Annotated in this window: 16 protein-coding genes; 3 read left to right on the plus strand and 13 right to left on the minus strand. The window is 40.3% G+C overall.

Annotated elements, in window-relative coordinates; genetic code table 11:
* Positions 1-97: 97 nt before the first annotated feature.
* The 13 genes from KFO40_RS22520 to KFO40_RS22580 all read right to left on the minus strand — a co-directional run bounded on the left by KFO40_RS22520 (position 98) and on the right by KFO40_RS22580 (position 20,779).
* Positions 98-2,449, minus strand: a complete 2,352-nt coding sequence (locus KFO40_RS22520; RefSeq protein ID WP_049702853.1) for a DUF5703 domain-containing protein — start codon at positions 2,447-2,449, stop codon at positions 98-100.
* A 33-nt stretch (positions 2,450-2,482) separates the two neighbouring features.
* Positions 2,483-3,916 carry a sialate O-acetylesterase gene (locus tag KFO40_RS22525; protein WP_151939896.1) on the minus strand — a complete coding sequence of 478 codons (1,434 nt, stop codon included), beginning with the start codon at positions 3,914-3,916 and terminating at the stop codon, positions 2,483-2,485.
* Positions 3,917-4,032: 116 nt separating this feature from the next.
* The gene (locus KFO40_RS22530; protein WP_211146827.1) at positions 4,033-7,332 is read right to left on the minus strand and encodes a glycosyl hydrolase; all 3,300 of its coding nucleotides are present in this window, start codon (positions 7,330-7,332) and stop codon (positions 4,033-4,035) included.
* Positions 7,333-7,568: 236 nt separating this feature from the next.
* Positions 7,569-8,780, minus strand: coding sequence for an AAA family ATPase (locus tag KFO40_RS22535; RefSeq protein WP_117610556.1), 1,212 nt, complete (start codon positions 8,778-8,780; stop codon positions 7,569-7,571).
* Positions 8,781-8,976: 196 nt separating this feature from the next.
* A complete protein-coding gene (locus tag KFO40_RS22540; RefSeq protein ID WP_211146828.1) occupies positions 8,977-9,870 on the minus strand; it encodes an AraC family transcriptional regulator in 894 nt (297 codons plus the stop codon).
* Between the two features lie 52 nt (positions 9,871-9,922).
* Complete coding sequence (locus KFO40_RS22545) at positions 9,923-10,306, minus strand: DUF4469 domain-containing protein (protein ID WP_211146829.1); 384 nt, start codon at positions 10,304-10,306, stop codon at positions 9,923-9,925.
* 59 nt (positions 10,307-10,365) lie between these two features.
* Entirely contained in the window at positions 10,366-11,112 is a 747-nt protein-coding gene (locus KFO40_RS22550; protein ID WP_225489945.1) for a hypothetical protein, read from the minus strand.
* 75 nt (positions 11,113-11,187) lie between these two features.
* Positions 11,188-13,485: a DUF4906 domain-containing protein gene (locus KFO40_RS22555; RefSeq protein ID WP_074911217.1), complete on the minus strand. Its 2,298-nt coding sequence runs from the start codon at positions 13,483-13,485 to the stop codon at positions 11,188-11,190.
* A gap of 38 nt (positions 13,486-13,523) precedes the next feature.
* A complete protein-coding gene (locus KFO40_RS22560; RefSeq protein ID WP_211146830.1) occupies positions 13,524-16,004 on the minus strand; it encodes a fimbrial protein in 2,481 nt (826 codons plus the stop codon).
* A 21-nt stretch (positions 16,005-16,025) separates the two neighbouring features.
* Complete coding sequence (locus KFO40_RS22565) at positions 16,026-16,997, minus strand: FimB/Mfa2 family fimbrial subunit (RefSeq protein ID WP_008640321.1); 972 nt, start codon at positions 16,995-16,997, stop codon at positions 16,026-16,028.
* A 3-nt stretch (positions 16,998-17,000) separates the two neighbouring features.
* The gene (locus tag KFO40_RS22570) at positions 17,001-18,587 is read right to left on the minus strand and encodes an Mfa1 family fimbria major subunit (RefSeq protein ID WP_211146833.1); all 1,587 of its coding nucleotides are present in this window, start codon (positions 18,585-18,587) and stop codon (positions 17,001-17,003) included.
* Positions 18,588-18,642: 55 nt separating this feature from the next.
* Positions 18,643-20,184, minus strand: coding sequence for a DUF3868 domain-containing protein (locus KFO40_RS22575; RefSeq protein WP_211146831.1), 1,542 nt, complete (start codon positions 20,182-20,184; stop codon positions 18,643-18,645).
* A 7-nt stretch (positions 20,185-20,191) separates the two neighbouring features.
* Positions 20,192-20,779 (minus strand): DUF3575 domain-containing protein, encoded by a 588-nt coding sequence (locus tag KFO40_RS22580; RefSeq protein WP_004314797.1) that lies wholly within the window; start codon positions 20,777-20,779, stop codon positions 20,192-20,194.
* A 620-nt stretch (positions 20,780-21,399) separates the two neighbouring features.
* Here KFO40_RS22580 and KFO40_RS22585 point away from each other — a divergent pair.
* From KFO40_RS22585 to KFO40_RS22595, 3 genes are all read left to right on the plus strand, one after another.
* Positions 21,400-21,921 carry a hypothetical protein gene (locus KFO40_RS22585; RefSeq protein ID WP_211146832.1) on the plus strand — a complete coding sequence of 174 codons (522 nt, stop codon included), beginning with the start codon at positions 21,400-21,402 and terminating at the stop codon, positions 21,919-21,921.
* A gap of 223 nt (positions 21,922-22,144) precedes the next feature.
* Positions 22,145-23,365 carry an AAA family ATPase gene (locus tag KFO40_RS22590; RefSeq protein ID WP_120143545.1) on the plus strand — a complete coding sequence of 407 codons (1,221 nt, stop codon included), beginning with the start codon at positions 22,145-22,147 and terminating at the stop codon, positions 23,363-23,365.
* Positions 23,366-23,368: 3 nt separating this feature from the next.
* The gene (locus tag KFO40_RS22595) at positions 23,369-24,004 is read left to right on the plus strand and encodes an RloB family protein (RefSeq protein ID WP_055235022.1); all 636 of its coding nucleotides are present in this window, start codon (positions 23,369-23,371) and stop codon (positions 24,002-24,004) included.
* Positions 24,005-24,179 lie beyond the last annotated feature (175 nt).

The raw sequence follows: 24,179 nt of genomic DNA on the forward strand, positions 1-24,179 counted from the left end.
TATGCCCTTTCAGGGCGCAAATTCAGATTGTCGTTTTTACGTAGGGCGTTGCCCTACGCTATATAATTAAGCCCTTTCAGGGCACTCCGCAAAATTATCATTTTTCCTTTTCAATCATTATAACAATATCCTTTTTTCTACTTTCCGGTAAAACTTTCAAGTCCGTCACTTTTCCGTTTTTGAGAGTGGCTTCTACTGTTGTTTCGCCCGGAGCATGAAGTTTGAAATGTACGTTCCATTCTTTCGGCCATGCCGGGAAAAGGAGTATTTGTTCTCCATTGGTTTGCAATAGCATTTCCTGAAGTCCTATCATGCCGCTACCTCCCCAGTTGTGATCGGGTGTCCAATCATATCCCGGTCCCCAAAATGCGGGGAAACGATGCGGTCCATTCGATAATTTGGCTAAAGATAGTTTCTTTGCTTCTTCGGTCAGGCCTAAACAGGCAGCCCATATATTATCTTGTTTCCATCCGGTATGCGAACGGAACTTGATGGCATCCGGGTCATAAAAGTAGGTATTACGGGCTATATCCAGATCCTCCTTTCCTACTCCATAAATACGCCATGGAAACACTGGATAAAGTTGTGGCGTTTCAACATTATTAATTCGTTCCCAACTTACGGCGGGCGAAATTGTTTGCTTCAAGACCGGAGCAATAGTCGGATTCAACGTATCTTTTATTTCTATGTATCGCAATGGAATCGGAGGTATTGCTTTTAGCATCTCCTCTTTCTCTCCGTATGTTTCTAATACCACTTTCAGGGCGGCGATGGTGCTGCTTGCGTTATTGGTCATCTTATATGTCTCACAAGCAGAACCCGGGAAAAGAATCAGATGTCCGTTGCCATCCAACGCTTTCCGTCCCCGGCGGGAAGCTAGTTGCCGATAATGTTCGTCGAAGAATGTCAGCGAACTCTCGATCAGAGGTAAATAAGGAGTAATATCGGCATTTGCATAGTTCTTTGTTTCCAATATCATTTGGCAGAATTCAAGAACCGTATCCCATTCATATTCCAGCCAGGCATTATATTCCAATCCTTTGTCAAACCAGTCCGGTCGTTTGAAACCATATTCTGCGGGGTTCGGCAAACCGAAATTTTCGATCTGCTCGCTAAAGCAGGCTCCATCATGTTGCCAATATATACGGCTTCGCAGTTCTGCATTTTTCAACATGCGGTTATAGAAATCAAACTGGGAAGGCATCATATCAAAGTCTCCGCTTTTCAGCATCGGCCAGTATACTAAACGTTGATTCTGTGCAGTCATCGTACCACCTCCCCATTTCCGGTAGTCGGGAGTGAAGGATTGTTTTTCATCAACATGGCAAGGATCAAAGGTGAAGAGTCCGCCATTGAATTTAGTCGGTACGCTGCCGTATGCATTACATCCCAACATATAACGGAAAAGGGTGTAGTTTCTGGTTATTTCTTTTGCTTCACCATCTGCTTCGATAAAACTGCGTTGCCAAAAGGAATTCCACCACGAACGTGTCTGTTTTTTATCCTGTATGATAGTCTTCGATGAAACTTTACCTTTGGGGGCTATTCTATGCAAAGCTGTTTGTATTCCCTGCTCCCACTCTTCTATTGTTTCTGTCTGGTCTGTATGTAACACAATGCAGAAATGTTCTTTCCGGGCTGCTTTGGAAGAACGAAATTTCCAGGCACGGTAGTCTGTTCCGGCATATACATCATCTGTGGTACCGACAAATTCTAAGTTATCACCGAAAAGAGTTCCTCCGAAAGTTAAGTTTTTCAAAGGATTCATCATTTGAGATTTTACTTCGTTCATCCCTTGTTGAGCCACAACTACATCAAAAACGGTCTGTTCGGGATTGCGATGATAAAACAGAAGTTGGTTCCTCTTTATTGAAGTCCTATTTGTTTCAGCCTTTCCTGTTGAATCAGTAATTTTGTCTAAAGAAATAAAGTCGGCCTCCGTCATAGAGCCTTTCGGGGGAGCCCATTTGTAGGAACACTGTTGCCCCTCTCCTTTTCTGACAGGTCGTTCCTGATAGCGCCAATTTTCATAAAAGACTTCAGTCTGCAACGGTTGTGCATTTGTTACCTCTACATGTATAATCGGATGAAAAACATCTACCCAAAATTGTATCTGCGTGTTTCCTGCCGCGATTTCTACATATCCGTCTTTTAACTTCAACTCCTGCCGAAAATCTTTAGCGTCTTTGAAAGGATTGGGCGACAGGCGGAGACGTACACGCCCTTGTTTTAACTGGCAGTTGTTTTCGTCGAATGTGCCGCTACGGCTCACATAGAACATAACATCACCGTCTTCTACCCATATATTCATCCCGATATCTCCACCGCCACAGGGCATAGATTCAGAAGAATTACGACTGGGAGTATTCCAAATGACATTGGCATGCTGACTCCAAAGAGCCGACACGCCAACAAACAGTATGGTTATAATCAGATAAAATCTCTTCATATATTTTTCATATTTTACCTTGTCTATTTGCGATTACCAATCATCCGAACGAAAAGACCCTAAAGGCAATCCGTCGCAATATACATCTCCTTCCACATAGTTTTCAAAACAATATCGAACAGCTACCGGGTGCGGCACTTTATCGCTTTTCACCAGCATTTTACTACGTTCTATCCATGCTTTGGCCGGGTAAAAAACTTTATCTTCGCCGGCTACCTGAAAGTTTTTCGATTCGAAACAGTTCTTGCCGCTGATCCACATATTGGCACGTTCGAAGCTGACAACTACGGTATCGTTCTTTATTTCAATGCTTTTATAATAAGGACTTTCGCCATTCACGCCTTCCACTCCATACGTTTTAGTTAAAGCCAGAAGAGCCAAGCGTTCGCCTGCAACCTGTTTCTTTGCGGGATGAATACCTTTTTCCATTCCTGCATCCAGTAATACAGCCATACCGCTGTTAGCTACACGATGTTCTACTTTTGCCTGTGCCTCCCGGAGATATGCCGAATTTATCACTTCCTTTCCTTTTTCGGTAATAATCCCGTAATCATACGGAGCTATCTGGCAATAATAGAAAGGAAAATCTCCCTGTTTCCATTCGGCACGCCAACCGTTAATCAATCGGGTAAACATATCAGCATACGTATGGGCACGATTCCAGTTATCTTCGCCCTGATACCAAATCACTCCTTTCATGGTCATACCGATTAACGGATGCAACATACCGTTATAAAGCACGGTCGGAGTACGGTTTTTAGATTTTATGTCGGCTTCCGTTTGAGGTATTTTTGCTTCCGGGAAGGCTTTCAGCCAGTCTGCTGTCATCCATGCTTCACAGGCGGAACCACCCCAGGCTGCTACAACTAACCCAACTGGAACATCTAATATTTCATTTACCAGTCTCCCGAAATAATAGGCTGTTGCACTGAATTCACGGACACTAACCGGAGTAGCTTCTTTCCACGAACCGATAACGTCATTCTGCGGAGTGAATGTAGAAGTACGTTTCACCGTAAACAGACGGATTTGTGGATTCTTGCTGTGAAGAATGTCCATATTGGCATTTTCTACCGGTTGGTTTTTGAAGCCTTTCATCGGCATTTCCATATTACTTTGTCCGGAACAAAGCCAAAGTTCGCCTATCAGAATATTATTCAGTGTCTTTTGGGTTCCATCATCAAAGGTCACAGTATAAGGGCCTCCAGCTTCGGGAGTAGCTACTGTCAGTTTCCATGCCCCATTTTTATCTGCTGTTGCTGCATATTGTTTTCCATTCCAACTAGTGGTCACTGTTACTTTTTTATGAGGAGTTGCCGTCCCCCAAAGGTTTGCATTGGTCTGTTGCTGCATCACCATACCATCTGAAAAAATAGCCGGTAGCTTTACTTCTGCGTGTGTTGACAGGCAGGCAGCAAGCAGAAAACCTGCCAACATTGTACCTGTTTTAATAATTGAACTTTTCATACTTTAGCTATATTATAATGAATTGGGCACGGATTACATGGATTACGCTGTTACTTTATGTAATACGATTCTCATAAACCGTGTAATCTGCGTAATCCGTGCCTTAAAAATCTATTTTATTCTGTGGTAGAAAAACTCAAAGGTCCGAGCAATCCTGCCGGAAGTAACGTTTTTTCTGCCCTGCGATATTTTGCATTAGTCCAAATACCATCAAACGGCGCTTTTCCTTCATCAACTCCTGTCAGTGCATTCGCCCAAGTATTTGTAACCTCTATTTCAAGCTCATTAATTCCTTTTTTCAGGGCACCTGTAATATCTGCACGATAAGGAGCTGTCCAGATTGTACCACAATCCACGCCATTCACACGAACAGTTGCCAAATTATAAACTGTTCCCAGATTCAGATAAATCTGTTGGTCTTTATTCGGTTTATTTTTCCAGCGAAAAGTGGTTTTGTAGGTCGCTGTCCCCGAATAATAACGTATCTGTTCGTCCGATTCTTGGCTCCAGTCGAAAAGTTCTTTTCGTGTGAGCGTTTTTTGGTTAGCTGCAAAAGTTATAGTATATTCCTTTGCCTCCAAAGCTATGTTTAAAGGGGCTTTGGAGGTGTCTTTTTTCTCCTTTTGCAGTTGGAGAGAGGACTCTCCATAGCCTTCATCTACTCCCTCCGCAGGATATACGATGAATACGGACTCGTTAGGAGCCAATGTGAGAGTAACTTCCGTCCGGTTTCCGTTGATACGATAGGAAGGATGAATATTCATCTCACCCGTCACCGGATTCCAACATTCCGGTTTCTTACCGTTAATACGCATACTTGCAGTAAACGTGCGTGTTTCGTCCTTTTGGTTGGCTACGAAATAGAGTTCGCCAAGTTCGCCACGACGATGCGTCCAGGCAATATCTTCCGGCACGATCATGTCACGTTCCAAGCCATACACGGAAAAATCTTCTTCTGTATAAGGTAAAGAAGGTACCAAAATGCCAGCTTCTTTTAGTTCATTGATTTTTTTCTGCACTTCCGATGACAATACAGGTTCGGGATTCATTGGACGCGAAAGAGGCAGTACTAACACTTTATAACTTGCTCCACCCGGCAACGTTATTCGTCCGTTTTCTGCTTTCGCCAAACGAAGGATTGCATCTTTATTAAAACTATCGTATGCATATCCACGAAGCGGATTCACCCATTTCTCCGGATCAGCCATGTTAGCTGAATGGGTAACACCTACCGGGCGTACACGTAAAGGCTGTCCCTCATTGGCCAGACGGATGCGTTCACTTTCCACTCGTTCTGCACCGAAGATTCCCGGCAGAGAAGGAACCAATCGTTCCGGTAATATCGAACGCCTCGGCACTTCTTCACCTGTAAAGACTGCGATGTCTGTTACCGGATGCCCATATTGCAATAACGACTGGCAACGGGTAGCATATTCGGAAAAGGCTTTTGCCCCTTTCTTCCACCAGGTCTGATCCCGTTGGAAGAAAAGTCCGATGCCATCCAATGTCATGCCGGGCTTGCGGTCCAGCCAGGGATTATGTACATATACATGGTAGAAAAGACGGTTGATTCCTAATGCGTAATTACGATCCAATAAGGCTTTCAACATTCCGGGGTATTCATCCCACGTGCCACGCACTTCGGTGAATCCTTCAGCCTGAATAATATTCTTTCCGTAGATATGCGCTCCGCTAATAGCGTCGAGCATATCATTCGGTTTGTCATGTGTAGGACTGTTTAACCAAAATTCGCCCATCGGAAGATCTACTTTTTGATAATGTAGTAGACCATCGCTTACCATCGTCGGAGCTACACATTCTGCCGAGAACTGGCAATCATATTCTTTCGCACAGTCCGCCAATACCTGATAGAACACATCTACGATGAGTTCTGATATGGTAGTACGTACGTCTCGCAGAATCTTTTCACTTTGTTCGACACTTTCCATCGGAATACCTGCCAATAGAGGTAGATAAGGCATCAAATCGTAGCCACGACGTTTCTGAAATTCAATAGCGAAACGTTTATTCCAGTTTTGGCTGCCACATTCCCAACTGTCGACATGCATATATTTCAGTACGCGACGAGCTATTTCGGGATTGGTCTTTACAAATGCCTGCGCAAACCAGTTATCGAATTGCTTCCGTACCGTTTTCGGGTTAAACTTATCACATTCCAATCCTTTTCCACCTCCCGCTGTCGCATTGGTATGCCCGGTAGCTGTATGTCCCATGCGAAGTAATTTCCATTTTCCTTTGGGGAGAGTGGCGGTCAATGTTTTTCCATTCGAATGACCGGTATATTGCTTTGTTAGATTGATGACTTGTGAAAGTGAATAGCAATCCTGTTTCCCAACTTCCTCTTCTTTAGTCGCTTGAGCAACACGCCATACCAGTCCGGCTTTTCCTTCCCATTGGTTCAGACGGGCTTCCCGGTGCAGGCGTAATTCTTTTATTTTCAGATTGGGCTTCCACTTGGCAGCATCCATATCTTCACTTCCCGGTTCGCTCCCTTCAGGAGTCCAGTAGAAACGGAAGAAACGGGCAGTAGTCGGAGGAATACTATGAGTTGAATTCTCATCCGTATTCTGCCATCCCTGACGGGCAGGGACCAACTGCTTAACCAAACGATAATTCACTCCGTCGTCACTGGCCATTACTTTCAAGCGGTGTGCCTGATAATTATTACCAGTTAAAACGATTTCGATGTTCCGGCAAGTGAAAGGTTCTCCGTATTCATATTGGATATAGCAGGGATATGAAGAACGGATCACTCCTGCTGCATCCATATTCACTGTTTGAGCAGCTTTTACATTTCCTGTCGTAGCTAGGTTGACACAGGTGATTTTTGCCTGCATCTCGTCCGCTGCGTCTTCTACCGGCAAAGCGAATAATGCAATATCTTCATAATAATTTTCATAGGCTTCCGGTTGTGGCAAGCGAATAGCCATCAGCTTTCCGCCGTTTACAATCGTATCGCTCCAAACCACTTTTTGCATAGATTCTTCGGGAGTAATCCAGGGGCCTCCCGCCAATGCGAAACCATCACAAATGTGCATCCCCAATTTCAGCCCCAAACGATCTGCTTCTTCCATGCTGAAACGCACCATCTCCCACCATTCGGGAGTTAGCTGCTGCGCTTTGCCATTGTACTGGGCACCTTCATGAATACCTTTAATCGGCATCAGATAAGTACCTCCCAATCCGGCATGTTTCATTGCCTCCAAATCGGCTGTAATCCCCTCTTTAGACACGGCACCATACATCCAATACCAAAAGGTCCAGGGTTTTGCTTCATCAGAAGGGTTTAAGAATTGATCGCGAAGTGAGCGTGTTTGCTGTGCATCGGCAGGGCATACGGCTGTCCATGCTAATAGAGAAAGTGCAAATATCTGTTGTTTCAGTCGGCTTTTCATGCTTATCTATATTTTTACTTATAGATAAGACGAAAAACATTCTGTTTTGTACTCACTATATTTTCCTGATTCAAATTAAATTAAGCTACTTAATTTGTCAGATAGAATTGAAACGATAGTTTATCTATCTCTTCTGTAATAGTTCTTCAAACACTTCAAATACCCTTGAATATGAAGTGTGCGGATTGTTTATATCAATGGAGATGTTTCTTTTATTCTTTTTTCGCGTGCCATACTTATCGTTTTTTAGGAATAAAAATACCGCCCAGCGTTGGTTTGGCGCCAAATTTCCCTGCATTATATGCATTGAGAAACGAAACGCCATTGCGGATATTGAAGTCATCAAGTGAAAACAGGTCTGTTGAACCATCATCCTTTTTTTCTGTAAACCAGACTACATCTTTACGTAAATCCTCGGTGTCTAATGATTGGAGATTATGCGTACTGAAAATCAGCTGCGAATAAGTCGAATTAACCAAAAATAAGTTGATGAAATGGGCAAATAAATCCGGGTGCAGCGAATTCTCAAGTTCATCAACAGGTATGATAGCATTTCTTTCAAGCAATATATTCAGAATAGTTCCCAAACCATAATAGCGCATTGTGCCTGCCGACTCAAGTATATCAGGCAGGTAATGAACAGAAGATGTTCCATTGGCTACAATCGTATGTTCAAATATCAAATCCGTATCTTTTTTATTTTTCTCGTTTTGTTGAACATCAAAACCGGATATATTAAAATCTGCACGGTGTAGTAAATCTAATAAAAAGGATTTGTTCTCCTTCTCTGCTTCCATTTCTCCTGTTGTCCATGTTTTCAAATCCGTTTGGGGCAAGAGTATAGGCAACCACTGCTTCAGGAAATAGTTATATACACGTTCTAATTCAGGAAACATAAAGTTAGCTGTAGCATAAGCTGAAACAACACTCATATTACTAAGCGTATTTACTTGCAACTTTTCCTGCTCGGCCACATTGAGTTTGACTTTGCTTCCTAATCGGATATGAGTGATTCCATGAATGGTCTCTCGGGAGAAAATTTCGGCAGGTTGCTTACCGGGATAATATTTAAGTGTTTCTTTTAGGACAGCACTATTATCTACTTCAAGATAATAGATATGCTTCATATTGTTTACAAAAAAAGTCAATTCAAATACTCCACATTCTTTCTTTGTCGTATCATCCAAGAGAAACGGAGTAAACCCGATAGGCTGCATCTTGTTTATCTTAGGCGAAATGGCTATTTTTCGTATGAAGTCAAGTGCTAGCAACACGTTAGTCTTTCCTGAAGCATTAGCTCCATAGAGGATACCGAGTTTTAATACTTTCGTATCGTTGATAGTGGTACAGTAATATTCTTCTGAAACCTTATCTGCAGAGGCTTCAAAACTTAATATCTGCCAATCCTTAGCTGATCTGAAATTTTTAAATTTAAATTCTAAAATCATACTTCAATGTATTAAAAATGCGACTATTTTGCAAATATAGCATTTTAAACTATTTATTTTGCATTTTTCCCTGTTCTTTTTTAGCTATAAAAAGGTGCACCTCCTTTCCTACTCTTGGAAGAAGGTGCACCACACAAACAAAACAAACAATAGACGACCTTCACAGGCAGTATTTCATATATAACTCAACTAATTATTAATCAATTTTATTTTTAACGTAAATTCTCTCCCTGTATTCAGACGGAGTCATACCGGTATGTTCACGAAAGAATCTTGTCATAACAGAGTTCGACTGGAAGTTCGTGCGTGAGGCCACTTCTTTTATTTCAAGGTCAGAATCCCGTAAAAGTGCCTTTATTTCAAGAATGGAATATTCTATAATCCAGTCTTTTGCCGAACGGCCGCTCATATCGGTAATTACCATTGTAAGATGCTTGGCGGACACACACATCTTTTTCGCATAAAACGCAACATCCCGGCTTGCGGTATGAAATTCGATCACCAAACAAAAAAAGTCGAATAAAAGTTTTTCTTTGCGGGTATATTTTACTAATTCGGTCGCCTTCGGATTTCTTTTATAAGCTACATATATATCCCAATAGAAAACACGCAACAGTTGCATGATAGATTCCCGTCTGAATAAGTTACGGGGCAAATTGATACGGTAAATCAGTATATGGCAAAAATGAATGAAGCGTTGACATTCTTCATCGTATAGCGGAATACTGAAGTTCTTTCGCATATAGAAAAAGAAATCAAGTGTCGGTATGCATACTCCGCTTATCGTATCCATAAACAGGCTTTTGGGAACTTTTAGAAACATCATTGAAAAGTCACTGCTAATCTCCGTGACAGAAGCCAGCTGAAAAGGAAAAATGACTACCAAATCATTGGGAACAATCCGTTGCTTATTTCCAAAAACATTGAATAGCGCACTTCCTCCCGTACATATCCCATTTATCCCTTCTTCAAGATATGTAGGATTTTCATCAAGAGGTAAATCGTCTATTTTAGTATAGACATTAAACTCTTCTGTTTCCAATATATTATCGAATACTTTATCCTGCTTATATGGCTGGTTCTTTTCCATGGACTGCTATTTATCAATTATGTTGTTTGTCGTTATTTTTATCATACGAATGTCAGTCGTGCCATCTCGATTGAGCAAATTGTACCACCAAAGATATAGGAAAAATGTATAAAAAACTTTCTTTATCTTTCATTAAAATCATCAGTGCCAGGAAATATTCACCTTCATTAATATCAGGAACTGTCATATAGACCTTATCGTCCGAATATTTATGGATATCGCCACATTCTATCAACATTCTGTCATTGACGGAAGAGACAAGATATAGATTGGTACTTTCCCATGTCAACATATCCAGATTGTGACCGGTGATAACAATGGGAGCTTCCGGTGTAATGTTCCCATTACGCCTTTCATTTGAAGGATCATATATTTCTTTGATGACAGGAAACGGCGCTCCTTCAATCATTAATATTTCGGCTTTTATCGTTTTCATTTGATTGATCAGTTATTTTGTATCTTTTGTAAATGAATGAGCAAACTTATATTTCTATTCTATGGAATATCCCGGATGCAACGGAGATAATACTCCTTCTTTTCTTTATCGGAGTAACCTGTATTTAGCCCGTATCCTGTCATTTTATCATCAGCATATAATCGCATTGACCATGCATCTTTAGAATCTCCTCCTTTCTCCGTTGCAGACCAGTAATAAGTAAGATCTTTGGGGGAAAGAGCGAATGGTTGAAAACCGGTTGTTTCTTGAGTCTCCTCCATTTTTTTATAAAAAAGCAAAATCAATGCACATTCCCCACGCGTAGGTACCCGCCAAGTTCCAGTTTCATCCAGACCATCTTTCCCGCGATATGCGGCACATCCCCTGGTAACTGCAAAACTGGGAGTCGAATAAACGTTGCTGTTGGCACTAGTAAGATATCCGTTTGCCGTAGCCCAATCCATCGTTTGTGCTTTTGCTATTCCTTCGCTATTTACAATATCAGGTGAAACGAGAAAGTAACCGGACACCTTCCAGTCACATCCTCCTTCTTTTTGCCTCTCTGTATGCCGTGTCGTTCGGTATACAAAGACATCATTACCGTTTTCATCTTTTTCCTCTTGGGGATTATCATTCGAATCGTATTTATATAACTGAATATAGCTGCGGAAGTTGGTATTTTTGCTCCGGTCCTCCACCTTGTATTTCACCATTCCTTTATCATTGATTGCCGCATATTTATTCCCTCTTAAATCTGTATATATTTCTGTCGATTGAGAATATACTTTTAGTGGAATAAAAAACACAATACAAAATTTTATGACTGTTAATCTAAATATATTCATACTTCTTTTTCAATTTATATTGTTAAATTCTTATGGTCAATATGGAGTATCAGAAGGGGGAGGCACATCCCTGACACATCTATCTGAACCGGAGGTTCTTTCTGGAGTCGTAAGCTTACCACCGGAAGCAGTTAAGAAATAACAATAATTATAGGATGGTGTTATAAACTCTGTTGTCGAGGTTCCACCCCCAAGCCCCGGTAGAGCAGCCGCGCAAAGCCCTAACAACTGGTTTGACGCGGGAAGATACCATTTGAACTCTTCCTCATCAATTATCCCATTCCCGTTCTCATCTCTGTTTCTGTCATAACACGCTCTTGCGCTAAAAGTACTGGCAGGGTATTGATATTGATACAATAACACATGTCCGGACGCATCTTTCTGTGGAATCGGGACATAAGCGTCAACCCAATTTTGATTGTAAGTATTTTCCGCCAAATGCCGGGTCGCCGTTTTACCATTATCCATATTGTCTGTTCCATAGAGTAATTCTGCCGTTTTGATTCTCGCATAGCCAGTTCTTATAGTTCCCGGATTCACATCTGCCAATAACCGGGATGTAGTTCGTGAAGACATTCTAGTGTATACTAACCCCATATTGTAACTTCCATCCCCGTTTCTCTCTCCTCCTAAACGTCCAAGGTAAATTGCCGCCCGCTGGTCTAAACGAAATATATGTGAAGTTTGCAATGCCTCTCCCGCATCTCCATTTGTCGTGGTAGTTACTTTAATATATAAGGATCGTTTTCCTTTCGTAGCATCTGCACCGGGATCAGGAAAGTTCCCCTCTCCGTCATTAATATATTCATCATTATATAGATAAAACTTCAATTGAGTAGGGAGTATGGTGCTAGCCTTGATATATGTATCCAAAGGTTCTTTAGCATTATTATACGCATCTGTGTAATTGGAAGAAGAAGACAGGCGAAGCCAACTCTGTGTGGGATGTTGGGTACAGCTTTTATCTGTATATACACCCACTTCCACCATCCGTCCTTGAGTCTGGACAACTATCGGTCGGACCTCATAAGCTGCATCCAGATCGTATTTCTCACTAGAAGCGTTGTATGTAGCATCGAATTTACCTCCAATGACTTCCGCGTTATAACTGGCGTGAAACTCCACATACTGGCTGACAGAGTATGCCCTGATTCGCTCGTCGTTTTTCGCCGAGTTTATGTCCGCATTAATGGTGGTACGCAAATTATAAAAATGATTGGGTTCCACATCGAAGTTATTTGTATTATTATTTCCGATATACATTTGGTAAATTGCATACTCGCCAGTTGCCGATGTCAAGGTAGAATATGCCCATGCCTCTATCTGCATACCCAATATGGGGGCACTACCCGATGATACCCCATTGACCACTTTGTAATAGCGTTGGTTTTCACTTGCTATGCTTTCTACCGTCCCCTGACAATTCTGCGCAACATACCACGTTGCCGAATAGAAACCATTGGGATCGGGGGTATCAAATTTATCTATCTCAAACGTGACATAAGTATCCGTACCGGTATTCTTCTCGGGATTGGTGAGCCGCACTTTGCTGTTGACATTCAGTAATTTAAGACCCTGCAATTTGTAATTTTCCACTTCGAGTTTATAACGGAACGTAATGCGTGCCATCAACTTCTTTATTGCAATACCTCCCACAAAGCCGGCCGGTTTGTTATATTCTACCAAACCATGGTCACCTCCGTCGATGTCCATAACAGTGATACCCGACACTTCTCCGGCAAGCGGCACTTCATCATCTGCGGTGATAAGTGATTGGGTATGCCCTTCTACATTTATTAGATAATCAAAGCTCCATTTTTTGAGTTCATCAAGAGTTCTCACTCCACTCATGTCATAGTCAAGTTTGGGGCCTAAGACTAACAGGTATAAGGTTTGATTCTCTGCTACTACAAGGGGGACATCTATTGTCAACATATCATTTATAGCAGTCGCCGTATCACTCAACTTATGGGGATTACCATTCATGGAACCATCCTCATTAAACTGGAAAAGCCAGAGATTGTGTAATTTTGTCGTGCCATCGGAAACTCTGGTAGTTGCCGCACGTTGTTCTCGCTCCAATACGACTGTGAAGGATGAATCAGAGCTGTTTTCATTTCTCAAGAATGGCTTAACAGTAGTATATTCACTTGTCGATGTTGGTTCTTCGATAGGCGGAAGACTGACATTCAAACTAACCATAACCACTTTTCCTGTAGCATTTCCCGGACCGAACTCATTCAGGCCGTCTTTTGTACACCCTGTAAATGCCAGTGAAAACAAAACAATGCAAACTGCCCGAAAAGACGTCTTATCATTGTTTTTTATTCTCATATTATATCTGCTTATCATCATATTTTTCATCCTTTTTCTTATTTGGTACCTTTCTGATCAATAGACAGACTGCTAATGGCAATACCTACTCCGGTCTCTCTCTCTAAAACGATATAAACCGTAATGCCGATAAGACTCGGATTTTTGTTTGCCGGGATTGTTATTGAGACAGGATAGCTATATGTATTCGATGCAGTCTCTACTTTATCACTGACACTTATTTGTTCGCCACTGTAAACAACTTGTACATACAAATTTCCCGCAGGTATGGGGACATCTGTAGGAGTAAGCTTGATATTTAGATTATAAGTGCCTCCCTCTTGAGGTAAAACGTCCAAAGTGCTTAATTCGGAACTGGCACGTAACTGATACCCGGCTTGTGAAATTGTGAGTAGTGTACTCTTTGTCTGTCCGTCCAATCCGATACCTTCCACCCTTACCCTAAACGAACGGGATGAAGTACTTTCTTTGCGTTTGACATATATAGGGATATTTTGGGTATTGCTGCCGTGTGTCGTATGTACGGCATCATTTCCGGATTCAAACGAGAAATCATCGGTAGTTGCCGTTCCCACATTCGTTCCTGAAGTGACAAGTGTAGCCGTCCAGTAAGGAATATTCGAATCAATACCAAAATAAGCTGTTTTACCGCTTTCCGTTCCCTGATAATCAGGGCTGATGATAATGCCTACTCGCATATAGCTTTCCGGTATTTCGTTGCGGACGCAACGAACCATATATCCGTTTCGTCTGTCCTTATCGGCTCGAAGGTTTGCAGTCACCGTCGGAGTACCTGAAAAATCAAAGAAAGAGGCGTTGTTGCTCCAGTAACATCCGGTAGTACCGTCTCCACGTGACGCACCGGATTCATCCCTGTATCGGTTGTGAGGGAATAACAGCCAATGGTACGAAAGGTATCCGTACGAACTTACTTCATTATTTGATGCCGCTATAATATGATTATATTCTTCAGGTGTAGCCATATGCCACTGCCCATTGTCTACGATTCCCATATCCCTGATTTGGGTTTCGGAAAGACCGGCGAGTTTGCATGGATCTCCCAAGCCCTGTTTGACTTGTTCAGGGGTGTTGCCTGCGGAGATTTCACCGCCAGCCAGGTAAGGGACATTACTCCATCCTGTAATAGTTAAGGGATCGTATGAACTGGGATACCAAAGTACATCGTTCAATGCTTCGGCAGTGGTAGGTGGAACGAAATTTGTGCCATCTTCAGTATCAGGGTCACTGTACACGGCTATCAGGCTGCCGTATTTGAACAAGACATCCTTATATCCCGTCTCTGAATGATATGCTTTCAGTATACCCGAATAAACACTAAAATCATTCCATATATTCACATTTCTGGATGTATCGGCAACCGCGTCATAATCTGCCGCCTTGTCACTCACAATGACCAGCCCGTCGATAGGTTTCCAGTTGATGGTAATATCATGTTCCTCCATTGCCACTATTTCCGCATATAATCCCATTGCACCCATACCGGTAATGGTGGCGTATATCTGATAATGGTTGTTTCGTGTCAGATTATGGTTCTTAGGGGGATTCTGACCGATATTCAGCAGATAGATACAGTTCAATACTTGCGCACTTCCGTTTTTAAGCACGCATTGCGCGTCGATTTTAAGATAGGTTGCGTGTGATGCATTTTGAGGGTCGGACAATATATGTTCGGGAATATAGGTAGCGGGAGTTGTTATAAAATCTATCCCGTCTTGTATGGTGTAGTTATCTCCATTTATTGTATATGTACCATTATTATTGAGTTCGCCTGTTCCCGGGATAGTAAGGTCATCCGACCAAATATCTTCCGTATATGCCTGCCCTTCTCCTATAGGAGTGGCGACCGGCATACGACATACTTTAACAGTGAGCTTGGTTACTTTGAAATCTTCATCCGGATTAGTTATATTTTTAATAGCTGTAAAGCTGATGCGGGATACCATGCGGGTTACGCTAACAGGCAATTCCGTCATTTTAATATTATTAATTGTTATTGTGGCATTTTTTCCGTCGCTACGGGATTCCACATAGGCACGTATCACATTTCCATACATGGGCGGAGGAGCAATGATACCTACGGCAGAGAATGTCACTTTTTCTATTTTATTTTCCAGTGTAATAGCAGAGAGCTTTTCGGTAAGCTCCGATGTTTCATTGCAGATGATATAAATGTTGTTATATCCCCGTGCCGCTCTTATAGAAGCGGTGTATGTGCCATCGACATTTATGGAAGCATCAGAAACGTCGTTGTATACCAGCTCGTTCTTGTCATTAAACACAATTGCACGTACGGAATTTATGACTTCATCTTTGTCGGTGGTATCATTGCGCGTCCCCATTTTAATACTCATCGGTATCTTTTCTCCTTCGTAAATACGTGCGCCTGTTACTTCGTTCTCTTTTGTACAAGAGTAAGTAAACAGGGCAAACATTGTTAAAAGAAGGACATTTGCCGAAAATTTTATGTTGATAGTTATATTCATCCTTAATCGTGCCATAATTCCACTTCAAAAAACGATTTACATATCTGTTGGTTGGAACCAGTAGGTCCAATTATTGATGGTTATACTCAATGCAATGTAGCCATTCTCTTCCTTATCTCCGATTCGAATGTTGATATCCCATTCGTATCTGCGGTCGAGGTATTCTTGATCGCCCATCATTTCCGGTTTGCTCATCAACAGGTAGTCAATAAGGTTTATAGTTGTTTTTCCTCCGATGTCTATCGTTTTTCCTGACGCTTTTTCGGTGATAGAAAAAGTCATGTCAGCATCCTTAATAAATCTAAGAGTATGAAGGCGGGTTTGTAGGGCGGTCTTACTGTCTTTCTCTTCAACTGAACAAGGATGGTAAATTATATTCTTGCTGCTCTCACCTACATTATTTTTATAGTCATAAGAATTGTTTGCAGTTATTAGTTGTATGTCATATTTTGAAGCATCCACCGGATTATTTCCTCGTATAATGCCTATCGTTATATCATTAGTATTGCGCACCAAGCTGACGTTTTCCGTATTACTGATATTTTCCGAAGAAAACATTAATAGAGGACCGCTATGCCATAATGCATCAAGATGGTTGTTACTTATGTTGTTTTCCGGCTCATATTTCAGCGTTAATTTATTTATTGGATCACCTGTATCCATTGTCGGAAGCTGATAGAATTTATCCGTTTTTCCAGCCCATACAACAGCTGTACAGCCTTTCAAACGATATGGTATCAGCATACAATAGTCCGGACTTTTTAGCGAATGGCCATTATCAGTAAGTGTCTGTATATATTTTCCTTGCGTATCGAACACGAAAACCTTTACTTCTTCCACCTGTTCGGCGAACCAGTCTTTATTTGCCATGTTATAGTCATATCGGAATTTTAGAAAGAGGTCACATTGATCAAGGTCGTCATGAAGGACATCGCAACCGGTAATCCCTGCCACTATAAAAGCGGCAAGGATTATTTTGTATTTCTTTATGTGTCTTTTAATTCCCATTTATCAATGCAAATCAACACCTTGTGTCCAGTAAGTCCATGGATTGATAGTGATTTTTACAGAAAGGTAAGCATCTGATTCGTCATCATCAGTTCCCGGAGGTGTAGGATTAGTGGGATCAGGGTCAGACGGATCGGGAATCCACGGTGTTCCGGGACCGCTCACGCTCTGAAGGTCAAGGTGATACCAGTTATTGCGCACTACTCCGTATCGGCCTAAAGCCATCTTTTCGGTTACATTCTGATCGTGACGGATCAGGACATCGTAATAGCAAACAGATTCATGATAGTAACGCACGGCACAAAAACGTCCGATGATACCAGTTTTCGCAGTAAGTCCGTTCGCTTGAAGGTTTGTAATAAAATTGTCTATAGTGCTTTGATCGGCATCTCCAGCCACGAGCTTTGCCTTCTTTAAGAATATAGGCAAGTCTGTTTTTAGTCCGCCACTAGGAGTGTTTTTATATTCAGTTTTAAGCTGTTCTAATGTATAATAGTTTCCTTTCCAAGAGAAATAGCTACTTTTTTCAGTCAAACTATTAGGAGTGTACTGTGCCTTTACTACCACCTTGGTAGTGAATCCTAGTTGCTGTGCTTTAGCTTCCATTGTATTTTCAAGACAATACAGACTTGTTCCCTTACTCTGTGCAACAGCAGGCATCTCCTCACTTTCGCTATCTATATTTTTTAGATAATTGAAAGCTGCATCCATATTAGTTTCCATAGTACTCTCACTTGTTATATCAGGTTGCTCGGCAGACAAGTAGTTCTTATCCCGACGATAAACCGCTCCATTCGTGGCATTATCGTAAGTGATAAGTTCGCTATACAGTTTCACACTCTTATTGGTAACGCTTAATTCCCAACCGCCGAAAGTAAATTTGGCGCCGTCAGGTTTGGTAGTAAAATGTTCATTTACTGCAAGCTCTACTTTTGCACTCAAACGATCCACAGAGATTTCTTCAGGGCTGTTCTGTGCGTCTGTTTTTGCTTGGTTGATGGCATCAGTGGTATATGCAGTCGGCTTATGTACCATTACTCCCTTCAATGCTCCTTCTATGCCAGCTCCTTTGCCTGCACTCGCCATCATGAAATTATCATCGGTAGCGATGTTGGCAATAGCTGCCTCAATAGCAGTGTTAATTACAGACCACGGTTTACCTTTTACTGTTTCTGAAGTTAAATCCCACCCGTCGGCATAAGGATTGATAACCACAAATACTTTTTTAGTTTTCTCTGGTACTAATTTTGCTGCGCTAACCGCAGCTTCCGGGGTCCCTGTCCCTTCTGCGCTTGTTCCTTCACTATTCCCAACGGTCAAACCATCAAAATCAGCCATACCAAGGCACACATCATCCTCGTCAAATAATAAAACTTTGACGACCCCTGCTTTACTTTCCCCAGAACTTCCCGGTTTTTCTTCTACATTCCCTGCTCTTGAAGTAGCTGTGTGACTTTGCAGCGAAAGCGACAGATACGCTTTGCCATTCAGTTCACCACCCGGAATATTGTCTTCCCGGGCATCTTCACTACTACAGCCGGCAAATATAAAAACTGCCAATGTAGATAATAGAAAACTTCTTGTTTTCATCATTGTTAAATGTTTAAATGTTGTAAATAAAAAGATAATTATAATATATAAAAAATCAATAATCTAGTTTACTCATCAATTCGATATTCTCTTCTTTTTTGGCTAATTCCTCCAGATTGAGATTTGCTTGTTTCAATCCGGATTCAGCAGCTTTATTTAAATGTAGCTTTGCTTGTTCATAGTCACCTCTTAGCAGATGTAATACTCCTACGGCATTTTCGTATTCCGGTGTGGAAGTCTCTGCTCTCTTTAAGTACTTTTCTGCCAAAAGAGTGTCTTTACGTGAAAGTGCAGCCGAAGCGGCATTCAGATTGGCAATCTTATCATCAGGAAAGACGCTAACGGCTGTTTCAAATAATTCAATAAACTCCGGTGAACCATTTTGGTAAGTTAGAGCGACCAAATAAATTTCATTCAGGCTCAAATTTTGTGGCCGACTATGAATCAGCACTTTTGCTTGTTCTATATTAAAATTCTGAACATCGTACTCTATTTTACAGATTGCTTTACGCAGATGTGGGTAATACTCACGCAACATAAACCGATAAGGATTGCCCTGTTTATATAACATCAACGATTTCTTGCGACTGGTATTCGTTCGGTAGTTTATTTCAACTGGTATGTGATCTATAATATGAAGAATTCCATCCTTTTCTGCCATGTCAGCCCCTGCAACCATTTTACGTAGTCCTTCCCAGTTTTCGCCACCATATTCCACCTTGTATAATTCTTTGGAGAAAGGGAAACGAGGGAGAAGGTAATTAACAAGTGCCTTTGCACGTCCTTCGGAAAGCTGTTTGTTAAAAAGGGTAGATCCCTCCGGTGAAGCATAACCAATGACTGATATTCCACGAATGGTTATAGCTGTATCATTTTTCACTTCGGCAAGCATGGAGGATATCTTTTTTAGTTCAATCGGATTATTCATATAGTCCGGTTTAATGTCGGTTTTTGATACGACAAAGTCCAGAAATGCTTCACATGACATCTCACGACTTTTGACTGGTTCAACTTTTGGTTGTACGTAACTAATATGTGGAGTGATTTGATAAGGGACGGGAAGTTTCTCCAAAGTAACAGCACTAAAAAGAGGAATAGCTGATAGTAACCTGCCTGGCCTGCAACAGCCCATCACTTCTTTCTTTACATTCAGATATGCATCCTTCATCCATGGCTCGAATGGAATTATCAACGAGTACCGAATCTGTTCTTTTCCAGTCATTCCATACCCTTTTAATATGGAGTATGGAGCTTCTGACTGGTAAAAAGCACGTTCCTGCGTATTCATCAAAGCAAGTTTACGTTTCAGATTCTGATAGTTCTTACGACCTTTAATGGATATTTCCGGCAATTCCATCTGATGGTTTGCAGCAATCAATACTGGTATCAGTTCTATAGAATGATTGGAGCTGACTTGTATATTATCAAAGTTATAAAGTATTTGAATATGCAATGAATCTCCCGCTTGCTGTAGTTCAAGAGCTGTTGGCTGTATAATTCCTGTATACCATTTCTTGGGATTTTCTTCTCCGTATGATAAAGAAGAAATGGTCAGGAATATGATTAACAGGTATAGGAATGATCTTAATTTTGTCATGGTTGTATTATTTTATAAGAAATATAAGTGAGATTGCAGCTTTAGTTGGTCCAAAATAATTGCGGTTTTCTGTTCCGACCTTTTCACCACAAGTTTTACACCGGAACTTGTCATAATGTAGCCGCACATATCCTGCACCTATATTTGCTTCAAGGCTCCAACGATTACTAAGAAGGAAGTGATAACCATACGAGATGCCTCCTCCTGCTCCCCATCCTTCATATCGGTAATGGCTGGAATTATCCCCGAATAAAAGTGGCAAGTGATGACCCGCTATGTTATATTGTGTTCCTATTATATGTATTCCCCAAAAATGTCCGCTAAATCTTTCACATGTCCAATAACGATATTCCATTGTACCGAGCCAGTGCACCAGTTTTTTATTTGAAGATGCTTTATTGGGTGTAAACCAGTTAAGTCCAGCGCCAAGTTCTATTGTAGTGCGTGGAGAAAGTCCCCACTCTACTCCCAAGTTAGGAGTACCTGAATATGCACCGTAGAACAGGTTTGTTTTTACTGCTACCTTTTGGGCCGAACATTTTAAAATGCTTCCCCAACATATCAAAAGTAGAATTGCTATATATTGTATTTTCATCAGATGCGTATATTGAATATTTTGCTTTTGCTTGCGTTAATAAATGATTATCGGATGCGAAATTACAAAATAAATATATATTAAAGTAAAACGTTCTGAAATTGCACATGGATTCCGAAGTTTCGTCCAAAATAGTTCTATAAATTACTAAAATGAGGGTTAGATAACTATAAAAAGGACTTATCGGATAAACATTGTTAAATTATTATCCAACTTATTCAATTATCTTTTGTGACATACTAAACGTTTATACACGCGCAAAACAAACGATGTGTAAGGGTGGTTATTTATATTTACATATTACTTGTGGTACTTCAATTATGCGTTTTGAAAAATCAGAATATTACAGCTAGTTTTGTTCCCGGATTTTAAGGAACCATCCGTTTCTTTAAAAGGAACAAGGCGTTCCTCGGTGAGAAACAGGTCGTTCCTTTAAAAGGAACGGCTCCTTGGTTTTAAACCAAAAAACAGTATCTATAATACACTGTATATCAATTTATTATAAAAAGAAGAATTCCGTCCCGATAACCATGGGAATATTCTCAATAAACCAAACGGAATTCACAGTCCAAGGGGCTGTATATACATATTTTTTTATTACAAACTTAAAAAAAAATCCCATGGTTACAGTTACAATTAATATCAAGCCATATTTGGCTAGATATATGTATGTCCGATATCGACAAAGTTTAGAACCCGATCCAGAGAACCAGTCTCATTCTTCCTCTCCTTCTTCTTCTTCCAAACGACTTATCCCTATCCATCTCTCCCACATTACTCCAGTTTATCACTTCCTTCATCAACTATCTGTCCCTCATCCGCAAAATACTTCATGGAAAGAAATTGGAAATATTTGCTTTGTACTGCCCAAACCGCGTAATGGGAAGAATCCGGAAGTCTATAATTATATCGGAAACGATAGTGCATTGATTATAGAAAAGGAAATAGAAACGGAGATGAAAGCGGAATTATATTCCTTTCTATTGGATAATAAGTTTAATAAAGGAGTGATGTTTAAAAAGTCAATAGAACAATTCGTAGAGCACTACGAAATGGTAGGACTGGTACAGGAAGAAACGCTGATGAGGGCATTTCAAAGATGGAGGAAGTTGGTGAAAGAAGAAAAAGCTATAAAGCTATAATGAAAGTATATTGATTTTGATTTAATATTCTATAAGGAAACGTGATATACTATGCTAATTGCACCTCTTACTATCGTGCTGATATAGGATGGGATATTTTTTTCTTTAAAAGCGGGAATGTATGTTATTAGACATAAAATAATATAATTTGCCTAATACATATCCTTATATCATAAAATAAACAGTATATTTGTGATAAAATCTCGAATAAAGCAATTAAGATATGATTATTCAATTCACAATAGGAAATTTTCTATCTTTCAAAGAACAGTCTACATTGTCATTAGTAGCATCAGCTTTGAAAGAAATACAGGTTCCGGCTGAAGATATAATCTTTAATGTAGGGACTTCCGGATTATCATTAATGAAGAGCGCGGTAGTCTATGGTGCTAATGCATCAGGTAAATCTAATTTTATAAAGGCACTGGAGTTCTTTAAGTGGTATGTGATAAATTCATCGAAGGATATTCAAGCAGGCGAACGTGTTAATATAGAAAGTTTCCGGTTAAACTCACTTACTGCGAACGAACCAAGTTATTTTGAAGCAATATTCTGTGATGAAGATAACCAATATCGTTATGGATTTGAAGCTGATAATTCATTGGTACATTCGGAATGGCTTTATCAAAAAGCCAATAAAAAGAGAGCTAAGGAAATTGAATTATTCTATCGGGAAAAAGATAATTTTGATATTCATACTAAGTTTGTCGTTGGTAAAGAACTTGCAGGTAAACGAATGGTAAGGGCAAATGCATTATTGCTTTCTGTTGCGGCACAATTCAATGATCCGACAGCAGTAGAGATAATGAAATGGTTGAATGATACCACTATTATTTCAGGTTCTAACGATGAAAAAATATGGAATACAGTAACTATCCAACTGGATGATATCAAAATGAAACAGAGAATTGTAGAGTTTTCCCGTTATGCTGATTTAGGTATTGAAAATATTGAAAAAATTGATAATGCTATTGTGAGTACACATACGCAATATGACGAGGAAGGTCATGAAGTCAAAACTATTACTTTCCCATTCAGGAAAAATGAATCGGAAGGTACAATAAAGTATTTTTCTCTGGCATACCCTATCATTGATGCTTTGGATAATGGAAAGCGTCTTATAATAGATGAATTTGACTCTAAAATGCATCCTCTTCTTACATGTAGAATTATTGCCTTGTTTAATTCAAAAGAAACAAATCCCCAAAATGCTCAATTAATTTTCACTACTCATGATACAAATTTGTTGAGTGCTAATATATTCCGGCGGGATCAGGTTTGGTTTACACAAAAAGACCGCTATGGTGCAACCGAACTTTATTCATTGGCAGAGTATAAAGTACGTAATGATGCTTCGTTTGAAAAAGATTATTTATCAGGAAAGTATGGAGCAATTCCAATTGTTGGAGATTTAACCCGCTTGTTTAATACCCAAGAAAATTAAACCATGACGGCTACAAAAAGGAAAAATATAAATCCGCGTATCGAAAGAAAGATAACCCGTATCAGTAGTGTACGTGAGGTGAAACAAACATTTCTGATTATTTGCGAAGGAGTTAATACCGAACCTGATTATTTCAACGCTTTTCGTTTGACTTCTGCCAATGTGAAGGCACTTGGTCAAGGTATGGGAACATTGGCATTAGTACACAAGGCTATCCATATAAAAGAGCAGGAAAAGCTAAAGGGACGAACATATAATCAGAATTGGGTGGTCTTTGATAAAGATGATTTTCCTGAAAATGATTTTAACTCTGCAATCCTATTGGCGCAACAAAATGGTTTTGAAGTGGCTTATAGTAACCAAGCTTTTGAATTTTGGTTTTTACTGCATTTTAATCTATACCAAGGGGCGTTGCATCGTTCCAGATATGAAAAAATGTTGAGCGCTTTGCTCGGATTTGCTTATACAAAGAAATCGGGTGTAAGTTCTAAAATGTTTAATACTTTGTTTTCTAAACAAGAACAAGCCATTAATCACGCTAAAACTATCATGAGACAATTTAATGGGAATAATCCGGCACAACAAGAATCTTCTACTACTGTTCATTTGTTGGTAAAAGAGTTGAATAAGTTCCTATAATATAAAACTTTTCATTGTTATCGAATTAAAATCAGTATTTTACATATAAACCTTTGTGGCTCTATAAAATCTGTTAGACAGAAAAATAAAAATGTGGAGTAACCATTCTATTTTCCGCCTTGACATAAGTTGTTAGCCGCCATATCTTTGCGCCGTAACCTTTAACAAGAATGAT

This window comes from Bacteroides sp. 1001302B_160321_D4 (assembly GCF_015667765.1).
GTDB classification, from domain to species: domain Bacteria; phylum Bacteroidota; class Bacteroidia; order Bacteroidales; family Bacteroidaceae; genus Bacteroides; species Bacteroides xylanisolvens.

Excerpts from the sequence above, each read along its gene's own strand:
- KFO40_RS22580 (WP_004314797.1), bottom strand. The coding sequence starts at position 20,779 with ATGAAAATACAATATATAGCAATTCTACTTTTGATATGTTGGGGAAGC.
- KFO40_RS22595 (WP_055235022.1), top strand. The coding sequence starts at position 23,369 with ATGACGGCTACAAAAAGGAAAAATATAAATCCGCGTATCGAAAGAAAG.
- KFO40_RS22545 (WP_211146829.1), bottom strand. The coding sequence starts at position 10,306 with ATGAAAACGATAAAAGCCGAAATATTAATGATTGAAGGAGCGCCGTTT.
- KFO40_RS22570 (WP_211146833.1), bottom strand. The coding sequence starts at position 18,587 with ATGAAAACAAGAAGTTTTCTATTATCTACATTGGCAGTTTTTATATTT.
- KFO40_RS22560 (WP_211146830.1), bottom strand. The coding sequence starts at position 16,004 with ATGGCACGATTAAGGATGAATATAACTATCAACATAAAATTTTCGGCA.
- KFO40_RS22565 (WP_008640321.1), bottom strand. The coding sequence starts at position 16,997 with ATGGGAATTAAAAGACACATAAAGAAATACAAAATAATCCTTGCCGCT.
- KFO40_RS22555 (WP_074911217.1), bottom strand. The coding sequence starts at position 13,485 with ATGAGAATAAAAAACAATGATAAGACGTCTTTTCGGGCAGTTTGCATT.
- KFO40_RS22520 (WP_049702853.1), bottom strand. The coding sequence starts at position 2,449 with ATGAAGAGATTTTATCTGATTATAACCATACTGTTTGTTGGCGTGTCG.
- KFO40_RS22585 (WP_211146832.1), top strand. The coding sequence starts at position 21,400 with ATGGTTACAGTTACAATTAATATCAAGCCATATTTGGCTAGATATATG.
- KFO40_RS22535 (WP_117610556.1), bottom strand. The coding sequence starts at position 8,780 with ATGATTTTAGAATTTAAATTTAAAAATTTCAGATCAGCTAAGGATTGG.
- KFO40_RS22540 (WP_211146828.1), bottom strand. The coding sequence starts at position 9,870 with ATGGAAAAGAACCAGCCATATAAGCAGGATAAAGTATTCGATAATATA.
- KFO40_RS22590 (WP_120143545.1), top strand. The coding sequence starts at position 22,145 with ATGATTATTCAATTCACAATAGGAAATTTTCTATCTTTCAAAGAACAG.
- KFO40_RS22575 (WP_211146831.1), bottom strand. The coding sequence starts at position 20,184 with ATGACAAAATTAAGATCATTCCTATACCTGTTAATCATATTCCTGACC.
- KFO40_RS22530 (WP_211146827.1), bottom strand. The coding sequence starts at position 7,332 with ATGAAAAGCCGACTGAAACAACAGATATTTGCACTTTCTCTATTAGCA.
- KFO40_RS22525 (WP_151939896.1), bottom strand. The coding sequence starts at position 3,916 with ATGAAAAGTTCAATTATTAAAACAGGTACAATGTTGGCAGGTTTTCTG.